The sequence below is a fragment of the Ureibacillus sp. 179-F W5.1 NHS genome (assembly GCF_045369345.1).
Classification (GTDB): Bacteria; Bacillota; Bacilli; order Bacillales_A; family Planococcaceae; genus Ureibacillus; species Ureibacillus halotolerans.
On sequence record NZ_JBIQFG010000056.1, the window covers coordinates 1 to 13,889 of the forward strand.

General features: G+C 36.3%; 11 protein-coding genes and 1 other annotated feature. Of the genes, 3 read left to right on the forward strand and 8 right to left on the reverse strand.

Going from position 1 to position 13,889, the window contains the following annotated elements; all coding sequences use genetic code 11:
* Positions 1 to 227: 227 nt before the first annotated feature.
* A complete protein-coding gene (locus ACH0B5_RS16405; protein WP_406928146.1) occupies positions 228 to 1,382 on the reverse strand; it encodes an aminotransferase A in 1,155 nt (384 codons plus the stop codon).
* Positions 1,383 to 1,643: 261 nt separating this feature from the next.
* Here ACH0B5_RS16405 and ACH0B5_RS16410 point away from each other — a divergent pair, with 261 nt between their 5' ends.
* A complete protein-coding gene (locus ACH0B5_RS16410) occupies positions 1,644 to 2,957 on the forward strand; it encodes a short-chain fatty acid transporter (protein WP_122973497.1) in 1,314 nt (437 codons plus the stop codon).
* A gap of 111 nt (positions 2,958 to 3,068) precedes the next feature.
* On the forward strand, positions 3,069 to 3,521 hold the full coding sequence (locus ACH0B5_RS16415) for a DUF5412 family protein (RefSeq protein WP_122973498.1): 453 nt from the start codon (positions 3,069 to 3,071) through the stop codon (positions 3,519 to 3,521).
* A 125-nt stretch (positions 3,522 to 3,646) separates the two neighbouring features.
* On the opposite strand, the gene serS is transcribed toward ACH0B5_RS16415, so the two are convergent.
* The 3 genes from serS to pdxS all read right to left on the reverse strand — a co-directional run bounded on the left by serS (position 3,647) and on the right by pdxS (position 6,807).
* The gene (gene serS / locus ACH0B5_RS16420) at positions 3,647 to 4,930 is read right to left on the reverse strand and encodes a serine--tRNA ligase (RefSeq protein ID WP_122973499.1); all 1,284 of its coding nucleotides are present in this window, start codon (positions 4,928 to 4,930) and stop codon (positions 3,647 to 3,649) included.
* A 100-nt stretch (positions 4,931 to 5,030) separates the two neighbouring features.
* Positions 5,031 to 5,248 (reverse strand) — a binding site (T-box leader).
* Between the two features lie 69 nt (positions 5,249 to 5,317).
* Positions 5,318 to 5,923, reverse strand: coding sequence for a pyridoxal 5'-phosphate synthase glutaminase subunit PdxT (gene pdxT, locus ACH0B5_RS16425; protein ID WP_122973500.1), 606 nt, complete (start codon positions 5,921 to 5,923; stop codon positions 5,318 to 5,320).
* Positions 5,923 to 6,807 carry a pyridoxal 5'-phosphate synthase lyase subunit PdxS gene (pdxS, locus tag ACH0B5_RS16430; protein WP_122973501.1) on the reverse strand — a complete coding sequence of 295 codons (885 nt, stop codon included), beginning with the start codon at positions 6,805 to 6,807 and terminating at the stop codon, positions 5,923 to 5,925. The genes pdxT and pdxS overlap by 1 nt, the downstream gene beginning before the upstream one ends.
* Before the next feature lie 106 nt (positions 6,808 to 6,913).
* Here pdxS and pdxR point away from each other — a divergent pair, with 106 nt between their 5' ends.
* Positions 6,914 to 8,317, forward strand: a complete 1,404-nt coding sequence (pdxR, locus tag ACH0B5_RS16435) for a MocR-like pyridoxine biosynthesis transcription factor PdxR (protein ID WP_174232715.1) — start codon at positions 6,914 to 6,916, stop codon at positions 8,315 to 8,317.
* A 34-nt stretch (positions 8,318 to 8,351) separates the two neighbouring features.
* Here pdxR and asnB read toward each other — a convergent pair whose 3' ends face one another.
* The 4 genes from asnB to ACH0B5_RS16455 all read right to left on the reverse strand — a co-directional run.
* On the reverse strand, positions 8,352 to 10,187 hold the full coding sequence (asnB, locus tag ACH0B5_RS16440) for an asparagine synthase (glutamine-hydrolyzing) (RefSeq protein ID WP_122973502.1): 1,836 nt from the start codon (positions 10,185 to 10,187) through the stop codon (positions 8,352 to 8,354).
* A gap of 153 nt (positions 10,188 to 10,340) precedes the next feature.
* Entirely contained in the window at positions 10,341 to 11,639 is a 1,299-nt protein-coding gene (locus ACH0B5_RS16445; protein WP_148037837.1) for a D-alanyl-D-alanine carboxypeptidase family protein, read from the reverse strand.
* A 173-nt stretch (positions 11,640 to 11,812) separates the two neighbouring features.
* Complete coding sequence (gene guaB / locus ACH0B5_RS16450) at positions 11,813 to 13,279, reverse strand: IMP dehydrogenase (protein WP_122973504.1); 1,467 nt, start codon at positions 13,277 to 13,279, stop codon at positions 11,813 to 11,815.
* Between the two features lie 428 nt (positions 13,280 to 13,707).
* Positions 13,708 to 13,889: hypothetical protein (locus ACH0B5_RS16455; protein WP_406928147.1), on the reverse strand; the 182-nt coding region annotated here is incomplete at its 5' end.

Genomic DNA, 13,889 nt, shown 5'->3' on the forward strand with positions numbered 1-13,889 from the left:
TTCTTGAAGGCTAATTTGCGTTTCACTCGATTTTCTGTACGAGGAAAATCGAAGGTAGAAAACGAAATGGGCCTCGCGTTAATGGCTGTGAATTTAAGAAAATTCACGGCCATTAACTAAAGAAAAAAAGAATTTACACACCAAAATAGAGAAAGGTGAATTTGAGTTTCCTCAAATTCACCTTTCTCACTATTTGAAGCTAGTTATGTCCCAGCCTCTTTTTCTTATTAAAACTTTCCTAAAAATTTCTCTAATCGATCCATACCCTCTTTTAAAACTTCTAATGGCTGCGCAAAGGAAAGACGAATATAACCTTCACCAAAGGAAGAAAAAGCACTCCCTGGTACCGTCGCTAGTTCCTGCTCCTTTAATAAGTCGATACAAAAGTCAAAAGAACTCATTTTAGTGTGTTTAATGGACGGGAAAATATAAAAGGCACCATTTGGTTTTACTACATCCATTCCCATCCCAACAAGGCGATTATACACATAATCACGACGTTCTTTATACTCCTTTTTCATTTCAACAGGATCATTTAAACCAGCTGTTAACGCTTCTAGAGCCGCATATTGGCTTATACTTGTCGCACAACTAATGTAATAACCATTTAATTTAGTCATTTCTTTTGTTAAATAGCTTGGTGCAAGGGTATAGCCTATTCGCCACCCCGTCATAGAATGGGATTTGGACACACCATTTATAACAATCGTTTTTTCACGCATTCCTTCATAGGCAGCAATAGATTGATGAGATTTTTCATAAATTAATTCACTATATATTTCATCTGATATAACAAAGATTTCCTTATCCTTTAATAAAGAAGCAATTTTTTGTAATTCTTCCCCTTCAATAATCGTACCCACTGGATTGCATGGTGAAGGAAGGATAATACATCTCGTTTTATCTGTTAAATGTTGTTGGATTCGTTCAGCGGTTAAAACAAAATCTGTATCTGCTGTATCAACACATACTGGTATTGCCCCACATAATTCAATAAGTGGTATATATCCTGGGTATGCAGGGGCTGATAAAATCACTTCACAACCTTCCTCTAAAATCGTTCGTAAAGCAATCGTCAATGCACCCGATGCTCCGTGAGTTACGATAATTTCATCTAGTGGATTGTATGTTAATCCATATTGATTTTCATAAAATTGAGAAATTGCTTTTCGTAATTCGGGTATCCCTGCATTAGGAGTATACGATGTGAAGTTTTGGTCAATTGCCCATTTTGCTTTATCCTTCACATGCTGTGGTGTCGGAAAGTCTGGCTGACCGATTGTTAAATTAATGGCATTTGGATAATCCACCAACATATTCGTAAACTTCCGGATACCAGACAGTTCAATTTTCTTTAAGTTTTTATAAATTAAATGTTCCATTCATTTTACTCCTTCACCTTTATTTATATATACCTATTCAATACGCCCACCTTTATTATAAAACATTCCTCTAAAGGACAACTTATTTAATTTCAATAACATTAGAAAATTCTAATAAAAGGAGTATTTCTCTGTATGTTTTTCCAACGATCCAACTATTTTTTAAATATGAAATAAATGCCGATTTTATTTCATATGATGCAGTGAAAAATACTTTTTTAAAGTATTTTATGAATTTATAAGAAAGGAGAAGGTAGAGAGTTGAAAACATTAACGAAAATTTCTAATACGATTATGGAAAAGTATTTACCAGATCCTTATATTTTCGTAGCGATTTTAACAGTATTAGTTTTGTTACTCGGAGTTGGATTAACCGATAGTTCTCCATTGGATATGGTCATCTATTGGGGAGATGGATTTTGGGGTTTACTGTCCTTCACAATGCAAATGGTCATTGTATTAGCTGCAGGTCATATTCTAGCTAACAGTCCATTATTTAAAAAGTTTTTATCCTCTATGGCTAGTAAAATTAAGAAACCAAGTATAGCTATTATTGTCGTTACATTTATCTCGTTAATTGGATGTTGGATTAACTGGGGTTTCGGACTAGTCATAGGTGCTTTATTTGCAAAGGAAATTGCAAGACAAGTTAAAAAAGTGGATTATCGTTTATTAATTGCTAGCGCATACTCTGGATTTGTTATTTGGCATGGGGGCTTAGCTGGTTCGATTCCCCTTTCTATCGCAACAGATGGGCATCCTTTTTCGGAATTAATGGGGGTAGTCCCTACTTCCGGTACAATATTCACACCTTATAATTTATTTATTGTTCTTACAATTGGTCTAACTTTACCGTTCTTCAATCGCTGGATGATGCCGAAAGAGGAAGATGTAGTTGAAGTGGATCCAGCATTATTAGAGGAAGAGACGCAATCATTTCCTCCTGCCGAAAAAACCTTTGCTTCATGGACGGAAAGAAGTACATTTTTAACGATTTTAATTGGACTTATAGGGCTTTCATATTTAATTTATCATTTTGTAACAAAAGGCTTTTCATTGGATTTAAATGTTGTGAACACGATTTTTATTATTTTAGGTATCATTTTCCACGGTACTCCTCAACGTTTTTTAGCAGCTGCACAGCAAGCGATTAAAACAACGACAGGGATTGTATTTCAATTCCCTTTTTATGCAGGAATTATGGGCATGATGACCGCTTCTGGTTTAGCCATTGTGTTTTCGGAATGGTTTATTAACATTTCGAATGACGTTACTTTTTATTTATTTACTTTCTATTCTGCTGGACTAGTGAACTTCTTTGTTCCATCAGGCGGAGGTCAGTGGGCCGTACAAGCTCCCATCATGCTAGAAGCAGCTCAGACAATGGGGGCAGATTATGCAAAAACTGCCATGGCCATTGCATGGGGCGATGCTTGGACAAATATGATTCAGCCATTTTGGGCTTTGCCTGCCTTAGCAATTGCAGGGTTAAAGGCAAAAGATATTATGGGCTTTTGCCTATTCGTTCTAATTTTTACTGGGATAATTATAAGTGTCGGATTCCTATTATTTTAATAAAAAAATAACTTTCACTATGCATATTGCTTCTTTGGCAATATGCATTTTTTTATTAAATTGGAACAAAGTGTATCGTATTACGTTTCCTTCTACAAAGGGGGCTTTCATATGTGTAAAGTAGTAAAATGGCTGGTAATATGTATCGCCCTATGTTTTATTTATTTCATTACCAATTATTTCACCTATGACTTTACCCAGTTTGATGGTGAAAAAGATGGAAAAGCTATTACGTCTCCAGATGGTTCCTATTCCGCTCAAGTTTACTATCAAAATTATGGTGGGGCTGCAGGCGGGGTAAATATGTTTGTTAATGTTATTTTTCATTTAGAAGATAATATCGAGCGAACAGTTTATTTTAGTGATGCAAAAGGAAATGTCCGATTAACTTGGCTAGATGGGAATATACTTTCCATTACAAATTATAACGAATTTGAAAATAGAAATATTAATTTAATAGTTGGAAAAGAAATATATGACGAATTAGGCTCAGCTTGTAGCCATTATAAAATGAAGAAAAAATATATATGTTACAGCTCTGAACAATCTAAAAACGGCTCGTAAAATAAGACCTTCTTTACTGAGTTACTAGGAAAGTATCTTCTATGTAATGGTGGGGATTGCACACTAGTCCATACATAATCAATGCAAAAAAAGAGTAGCAAAAAATTTGCTACTCTTTTTACAGTTTATTTATTAGGGGCAATTACTTCTTTACCACCCATATAAGGTCGAAGTACTTCCGGTATTACGACACTTCCATCTTCTTGTTGGTAATTTTCTAAAATGGCTGCTACTGTACGGCCAATTGCTAAACCTGAACCGTTTAATGTATGAACATATTCTGGTTTTGCTCCTTGTTCACGACGGAAACGAATGTTTGCGCGACGAGCTTGGAAGTCTTCAAAGTTAGAACAAGAAGAAATTTCACGGTACATATTTTGAGTTGGCATCCATACTTCCAAGTCATATTTTTTTGCAGCTGTAAAGCCAAGATCTGCTGTACACATTAATAATTTTCGATAAGGTAATCCTAATAATTGAAGCACTTTTTCAGCATGCCCTGTAAGTTTTTCTAATTCATCATAAGAATCTTCAGGTTTAACAAAACGAACTAACTCCACTTTATTAAATTGATGTTGGCGAATTAAACCGCGAGTATCACGACCGGCAGATCCTGCTTCAGAACGGAAACAAGAGCTATATGCTGCAAAGCCCTTCGGTAAAATTTCTCCATCGATAATTTCATCGCGGAAGAAGTTTGTCACAGGTACTTCAGCTGTTGGAATCATAAAGTAGTCCGTATCCACTAATTTGAATACGTCTTCCTCAAATTTCGGTAATTGTCCCGTTCCAGTTAAGCTATCTCGATTCACAATTACAGGTGGTAACATTTCTTCATACCCATGTTCTTCTGCATGTAAATCCATCATAAAGCTCATTAAAGCCCTTTCTAAGCGAGCCCCTAATCCACGGTAAAATACAAAACGGCTACCCGTTACTTTTCCAGCACGTTCAAAATCTACAATTTGCAGGTCTGTAGCTAAATCCCAGTGGGGTTTGGCTTCAAAATTAAAGTTTGGCAATTCACCCCACTTTAATACTTCAATATTATCGTCTTCTGTTTCCCCTACAGGAACTGATTCGTGGGGAATGTTCGGTAAACGCATCATCATGTATTCAAATTTTTCTTCCACTTCACGCAGTTCGTTATCAAGTTGTTTAATTTCTTCTCCAACTTCACGCATGCGGGCGATTACTTCATCTGCATTTTCTTTGTTTCGTTTCATAATTGAAATTTGTTCTGATACTTTGTTGCGTTCTGCTTTTAATACTTCCGTTTTCGCAATTAAATCCCGGCGTCTTCCATCTAATTCCTCAAACTCATCGAAATTCCCTAAATCTTCATTACGAGTAAGAAGAATTTTTTTTACTTCCTCATAATTTTCACGGACACGTCTAATATCTAACATGTTGATTCCTCCATTTTTTGATTTATAAAAGTACTACCATTGCACCCCTGTCACTTTACTTTGCTAGAGCAATAAAAACATAAAAAAGCCCTCATCCCTAAAAAGGGACGAGAGCTACCCGCGTTGCCACCCTAATTGACTAGACAAACCATCTATCTAATCCACTTATCTCATAACGGCTTTTCAACCGGCCAGAACCTACTGCTAATTCAGCTCGGCAACTCAAGGACGGATTCACAAGGGTTTTTATCAGCTTCCACCAGCCGCTGACTCTCTAGAAAAAACGTGCTTGTTACTACTTCCTATCATCGATGTTAACATATATTTATTGACTATAGTGTTCCCCATTAAAACATTTTAATGAAAGATAAATTTAACCATAGAGTACTATATGCTATTCAATTTTGCAAGAGAAGTGTTATGACATTGTTTAATCATTTCCACAAAATATTTCAGAATACGAACATCTTCTGTTAATTCTGGATGAAAGGAACAGCCTAAAAAATGGCGATCACGGGCAAGTACGATCCGTTCATCTTGTTTCGCTAATACTTCTACTTCTTTTCCTACTGACACAATATGGGGAGCACGAATAAAAACTGCTGGAATATCTTCACCAATATCTTTTATTGATAACTCTACCTCGAAACTATCTACTTGTCTCCCATAAGAATTTCGCTCAACAACTACATCCATTAAACCTAAATGGGGCGATTCGTATCCAACTATTTCGTCAGCTAATAAGATTAAACCTGCACACGTTCCGAATATAGGCAATCCGTTTTGGGCCAATGTTCGAATCGGATTCAACAGTTCATATCGATCTAATAGTTTTCTTATTGTTGTACTTTCTCCACCAGGTAAAATTAGTCCATTAAGATCTTTTAAATCTTCTACACTTTTGACAAGGACTGGCTCACAACCAAGCTTTTCAATTTGATCAATATGTTCTCTAACGGCACCTTGTAAGGCTAATACTCCTATTCTCCACATTACCATCCACGCTCCTGCATTCGTTCACTATCAGACAGTGTCGCAATATCAATTCCTTTCATTGGTGTACCCAGCTCTTTAGAAATTTCTGCAATTAATTTATAGTCTTTATAATGAGTTGTTGCTTCCACAATAGCACGGGCAAACTTCTCAGGGTTTTCCGATTTGAAAATACCAGAACCTACAAATACGCCATCTGCTCCTAGTTCCATCATGAGTGCAGCATCTGCTGGTGTCGCAATTCCACCGGCAGCAAAATTGACTACAGGTAGGCGTCCTAGTTTTTTAATTTCAACGAGCACTTCAAAAGGTGCACCTAATAACTTTGCTTCAGTCATTAATTCATCTGTACTCATTCCAACTACCCGACGTACTTGCGCATTCACTTTACGCATATGACGAACGGCCTCAACAATATTTCCTGTACCTGGTTCACCTTTAGTACGTAGCATCGATGCCCCTTCTCCAATGCGACGGGCTGCCTCCCCAAGGTCACGGCAACCGCATACAAACGGCACAGTATAATCACTTTTTAATAAATGGAATTCTTCATCGGCCGGTGTTAATACTTCACTCTCATCAATATAATCAACACCCATCGCTTCTAACACTCTAGCTTCCACAATATGGCCAATTCGCGCCTTTGCCATAACAGGGATTGTTACAGCATTCATCACTTCTTCAACGATTCGAGGATCCGCCATACGGGCTACTCCTCCCGCTTTACGAATATCTGATGGTACTCTTTCTAATGCCATAACTGCAACGGCACCTGCAGCCTCTGCAATTTTTGCTTGTTCGGCATTAATGACGTCCATAATAACGCCACCCTTTTGCATTTCTGCCATTCCACGTTTTACTCGTTCTGTTCCAACTAATTTCATTTTAAAAAACCTCCCCTGCTTTATTGATTTTTAGTATAATCAATATTGACCATATAAAAAGAGTCAATATTACAAAATATAACAAGGTCAGTTAGGGGTGGGGCAGTTGGATATGCTCATATTTGAACTAGAAAAAAATAGTTCTAAACCTTTGTATGAACAGCTTTATATTGGAATGAAAAATGCAATTATTACAAAACAAATTGACGTCGGGACAAAATTACCTTCTAAACGGAAGCTTGCCGATTTTTTAAATATTAGTCAAACGACGATTGAAATCGCCTATGGACAATTACTTGCTGAAGGTTATATTACTTCGAAACCACGGGTAGGTTTTTTTGTAGAAGAGATTGATACGCTTCCTTATGTTGAAAAAGAACAGTCTAAAGTAACCATCGAAACGCGAATCACTAAAAAATATCAATATGATTTCCATCCAGGGAAAATAGATACCGAGTCCTTTCCCTTTACCCTATGGAGAAAATACGCAAAAGAACTTTTTGACAATACTTCAAAGGAATATTTACAAGTTGGGGAACCTCAAGGTGAATATGAATTACGATTTGAAATAGCAAATTATTTATACCAATCTCGAGGGATTATTTGTAATCCGGAACAAATCGTCATTGGATCAGGGACAGAACAATTACTTCCAATGATTTTGCGCTTACTTGAAGATAGTTCAAAATTTGCTCTAGAAAACCCAGGATATTCGGCAATACCTCGAATCCATTTACAAAATAATGCAATTCCTATTCCCGTTGACGAAGACGGTTTAATCGTAGATGAGTTGGAGAAAACCGACGCTAACATTGTTTATATCACACCATCTCACCAGTTCCCTACTGGGGCAGTGCTATCAGCTGCTCGAAGAACACAACTACTGAAATGGGCTGCTGTCAAAGGGACAAATCGATATATTATTGAAGATGATTATGATAGTGAATTTCGTTATATTGGAAAACCGATTCCAGCTCTGCAAGGAATGGATAAAAATGAAAAAGTAATTTATATGAGTACCTTTACAAAATCATTAATGCCTTCATTACGTGTTGCTTATTTTGTATTACCTTCTACTCTTTTGACAGCCTATAAACAAATATTTAGCGATTATTCCGCAACTGTTCCTAGATTTGATCAACATATTTTAGCAAACTTTATGAAAGACGGTCATTTTGCAAAACATTTAAATCGTATGCGCAAAATTTATAGAAAAAAACATGATAAACTTACGAACACTTTCGAAACCTTTTATCCTGAAATTACTATTACAGGAGACCAAGCCGGCATGCATGTTTTAATATCTGTCCCATTAGAAAAAACTGAACAAGAACTAAAGCAACAAGCCAATGAACTGAATATTGCTGTTTACCCTGTATCGGATTATTTATTAAAACCAATTAAATACGAGCGTCCTACCTTTTTACTTGGTTTTGGTGGGATTGACTTAGTTGATATTGAGCCAGCCATCCATCAATTAATGGCTTGTTGGGGTATTCGAAAAAAATGAAATAAGAGGGAGTCTCCTAATGAGACTCCCTCTTTTATTGGTCGATTAATTGAATATTATAATGTTCAAACCAGCGATCGATTTGAATTAAGTAGGCTAGTAATTGGGGACCTGCCATTAATTGTCCAAACCATGGTACTTTAAATGAAGCACCACCAGAAAGTACGAGTTGTTCCAATTGTTCCTTTTCAAACAATTCATGTAGAATCGACTCTTTCCTTTGAAGAAGACTATTTAATAGTTCTTTCACTCCCTCTGTATAAGCAGGGTGATACGTCTTCGGATATGGATTCTTTTTCCGATATAATACTTCTTCTGGTAACAGACCTTCAACCGCTTTTCGTAACAGTCCTTTCTCCATATTTCCCACGTTTTTCATTTCCCAAGGAATATTCCAGACGTATTCTACGATTCGATGGTCTGCAAATGGGACTCGAACCTCTAAACTTCCACCCATACTCATCCGATCTTTTCGTTCCAATAATGTTTGCATAAAATAACGCATATTTAAATAAAATAGTTGTCTTTGTTTCGCTTCTTTTGGATTTTCCCCCTCAAGTGTTGGAGAATCTTTTACTGTTTCTTCAAAGGCATGTTTCATAAATTCCTTTAATTGTAGTTTCGACTGCCATTCTTTTCGTAAAAATCCTTCCCTTTCATCGATGGAACGAATCCATGGGAACTGGTCATAATCTTTATGGAACCACGGATATCCACCAAATACTTCATCGGCACATTCTCCTGATAAAGCTACTGTAAAATTTTCTTTAATAACGCGGCAAGCGAGTAAAAGTGAACTATCAATATCCACCATACCTGGTAAGTCACGTATTAACATTGCTTCTTCTAACTTATCTACTAAATCCTTTTGAGAAAGAATTATATCAAAATGTTTCGTATGGAAAGTTTCCGTCATTTTATTTATCCAATAGCTATCCATAGAGGTTTGGAAATCATTTTTTTCAAAAAATTGTTCGTTTCCTTCATAATCAATGGAATACGTATGGAGAGTACGCCCTTCTTCATTGTACGTATTCGCAGCAATAGCAGTAATAATACTGGAATCCAACCCGCCGGATAAAAATGTACAAAGTGGGACATCAGAAACTAGCTGACGTTTAATTGCATCTGTTACTAAAAAACGTACGTGCTCTACGGTTTCTTCAAAGGACTGTTCGTGCTTTTGACTTTTTACATTCCAATAACGCCATTTCTTTAAACCTTCTTTTGAAAATGTTAAAGCATGCCCTGGCTCTAATTCCTCAATTCCTTTATATACTCCATTACCAGGTACACGAGAAGGCCCGATGCTCAGTAGAGCTGCTAAACCTTGTCGATCAATTTGAGGCGTTATCGATGGGTGGGCAAGTATTGCTTTAATTTCAGATCCAAATAAAAAAGAACCTTCACTTAAAGAATAAAAGAAAGGTTTTACACCTAGACGATCCCTAAAAGCATATAACGTTTCTTGTTGTTCGTCCCATACAGCAAAAGCATAGATTCCATTTAAATAATCCACACACTGCTCTTTCCATTCAATAAAAGAGGCTAACAACACTTCTGTATCTGAAGATGTTGAAAAAGTGTACCCTCTTTTTAATAATTCTTGGCGAATCTCATCCGTATTATAAAGTTCTCCATTATACACGATGACATAGGATGCATTTTGGTGTATCTTCGTCATTGGTTGTTTACCACCAATTAAATCAATAACAGCTAAACGACGATGCCCTAGTAGAGCATGTGTGCTGCACCATACATTGCCATCATCAGGTCCTCTCTTATTTAACGTTTCCGTCATTCCTTTAACAATCTCTTCACTGTTCTTTATCGACCTTGTAAAATCAATCCAACCTGTAATGCCGCACACTTTATCACGCTCCTTCACCTACTAGCTTATGAAGACTTTGGGCAAACTTATTTTGTCCAAGAAAAAAAAGATTGTGAATAGCTATCGCTAAATATAAAAAAGCTGTCCTATAAGCTTTTGCTTACAGAACAGCTTTATTTGTTGCAACATTAATTAAAATAATCCACCAACGAATCCAGAAATACCATCCCAAATATTCCCGAAGAAGCTACCTACTCCTTGGAAGAATAATGAAATGACTCCTGCACGTTCTACGTTACTCGTTGTTACTACATTTGTAGAATAACTTTCCCCATCGATAAATCCGTAATCCGTTCCTTCAGTTCGTTCAATTACAACTTTACCAACGACAGTCCCTTTTTTCACATCCGCTTCAATTGATTTTTGATCTAAAACGACTTTAGGGACATATAAATCTTTTTCATTTGTTTTAACCATGAAAGAAATTGGTTCTTCAACAGCTATTTCTACTTTATCTTCTTTTCCTTTAGTTACATCAATTGTTTCGTTGCCTTTAAATTGATAGTTAGCAGGAACAATCTCTTCTTTTTTAAATTGTCCGAAACCATAATCAAATAATTTTTTCGCAGCATCAAAACGTGCTAAACGTGATTCATTTCCCTTTGCATCTACAGCATTCATAACCACTGCTATTAAACGTGTCCCATTACGTTCTGCCGTTCCTGTGAAACATTGTCCAGCAAAAGGTGTAGAACCCGTTTTAAGGCCGTCTACGCCTTCATATTGGCTTACTAAGCCTTTTAACATCCAGTTCCAGTTTTCCATTTCAATTTGGTCATCTGTGCCTTCACGGAAGTATTTTTTTGGAATACTAGATGTTTCTAAAACTTCCGGATGATCCTTTAATAGATGATAGGCTAATTTTGCCACTGATTTTGCTGGCATAACGTTTTCATCTTCAGCTTTTGTACCTTCTGGATGCATACCAAATAAATCCGAATTATTTAATCCAGTAGAGTTAACAAATTTATAGTCTTCTAAACCGATTTCTTCAGCTTTTTCGTTCATCAATTTGATAAACTCAGTTTCAGATCCAGCAATCGTTTCAGCTATTGCTGCCGTTGCTGCATTGGCTGAGTAAATTGCCATTGCTTCATAAAGTTCCTTAATTGTATAAGTACCATCTTCTCTTAACGGTACATTACTTAATGCACGATCTTGTGACATTTTATATGTATACTCATTAACATGGTACTGCTGATCCCAAGAAATCTTGCCTTCTTTAACCGCATCTAAAAGAATATACTCTGTCATCATTTTTGACATACTCGCAATTCCTAAAGGTTGATCAGCGTTTTCTTCATATAATATTTTTCCTGTTTCAGCATCGATTAATATCGCAGCAGATACATTTATACCTAAATCTGTTTCAGCACTTGCATTACTTGGTGACATAACAAACATGCTGATTAACAGAAGTGGAATCATCATTAGGCTAACCCAAGATGTTTTCTTAGATGTTCTCACAAAAAAATACCTCCATTAAATTTTTTAATCTACTTTCGTCATTTTATCATAGAAAGTGCAAGAAAAATATTACGTTTAAATAAAAAAGCACTTTATTAACATCTACCATAGACGTTAATAAAGTACTTAGGTTCCATTTATTGAATAGAATAGTTTGGAGCTTCTTTTGTAATCTGAACATCATGGGGATGAGATTCCCGAAGTCCTGCTCCAGTCATACGAATAAACTGTGATTTTTCTCGTAAATATTCTAAGTTAGGCGCTCCACAATATCCCATACCTGCACGAATACCACCAACTAATTGATGGATCGTATCTGCTAATGGTCCTTTATAAGGAAGACGACCTTCAATACCTTCAGGAACTAATTTTTTCGCGTCTTCTTGGAAATAACGATCTTTAGAACCTTTTTCCATTGCTGATAATGAACCCATACCACGATAAACTTTAAAACGGCGACCTTGGAAGATTTCCGTTTCACCAGGAGATTCTGAAGTACCTGCTAGTAAAGAACCAAGCATTACAACATGTCCACCTGCAGCAAGTGCTTTTACGATATCACCTGAATATTTAATTCCACCATCTGCTATTATTGTTTTACCCATTTCACGAGCAACAGTAGCACAATCATAAACAGCAGTAATTTGAGGTACCCCAACACCCGCTACTACACGAGTAGTACATATTGAACCAGGTCCAATACCAACTTTTACAACGTCTGCACCAGCTTCAAATAATGCGCGTGTAGCTTCTCCAGTTGCAACGTTACCGGCAATGATTTCTAATTCTGGGTATGCTTCACGAATTTGTTTTACCGTTTCAATTACGCCTTGTGAATGTCCGTGTGCTGTATCAATTACTACAATATCCACTTGAGCTTCTACCAGTTTTGCAATACGTGGCATTGTATCTTTTGATACACCAACAGCAGCACCGACTAATAATCTTCCTAAATTATCTTTAGCTGCATTTGGAAATTCAATAACTTTTTCAATGTCTTTAATTGTAATAAGACCTGTTAATTTACCATCCTCATCAACAATTGGTAATTTCTCAATTTTATATTGTTGAAGAATTTTTCCAGCTTCTTCTAATGTTGTACCAACAGGAGCTGTAATAAGCTCTGCTTTCGTCATAACATCTTCAATTTTTAATGAGTAATCAGAAATAAAACGTAAGTCACGGTTTGTAATGATACCTACTAATGTTAAATCTTCCTCATTTTTTACAATTGGCACACCCGAAATGCGATATTTACCCATTAAATGCTCTGCATCATATACTTGATGTTCTGGCGTTAAAAAGAACGGGTTCGTAATTACGCCATTTTCAGATCGCTTAACTTTTTCAACTTCTTCAGCTTGTTCTTCAATACTCATATTTTTATGAATAATTCCGATTCCACCTTGGCGAGCCATTGCAATAGCCATTTTTGATTCAGTAACAGTATCCATACCTGCACTTACAATTGGAATATTCAGTTTGATCTTTGGAGTAAGTTGTACTGATAAGTCCACAGATTTTGGTAATACTTCTGAATGTGCTGGTACTAATAAAACATCATCAAATGTTAAGCCTTCTTTGGCAAATTTCGTTTCCCACATTTCGTAAATGCCTCCTAGTTCTTAAAGAATATTAATTGTAAGATTATCAACATGAATTGTAAGTGTCAAGATTCTCTAAAAAGAAAGATTATTCCGATTATTTATACTCCCATTTTAAAATAATGAACCAACCTTGATTATTATTTACTTAACTTCGAAATTTATTAAGTAACGATACAGAATTCTATAGATCACTTTTTTAAATATACTTTTTTCTATCACTTTTTAATGTAAACGAATTCAACTAAGTTTCGGTAAATTTTCCTCTTTTAATTTCCACTTATTATTATTAGTGCCTGTTTCTAAGTTTTTATTAAGACTCAATTTATTTACCTATCATTTTTATAAACGTACTGAACTTTGGGGGCTTACTGAAATTCAATGGTCACTATTTGCCTAGCAACGTCCTACTCTCACAGGGGCACCCCTCAACTACCATCGACGCTTTCTGCGAAGCGCGATGACACATCGGAAAACTGCGTCATCTGCGTCAGTCCGATGCTCATGTAACGAGTCACACTGCGCTTCGGGCCTCCTTGATTCCTTGTTTTCCTCGGTCCTCCCACTTCTCGAGTTTTTTCTTCTGTACTTTTGTTTGTTCTTAAACGCG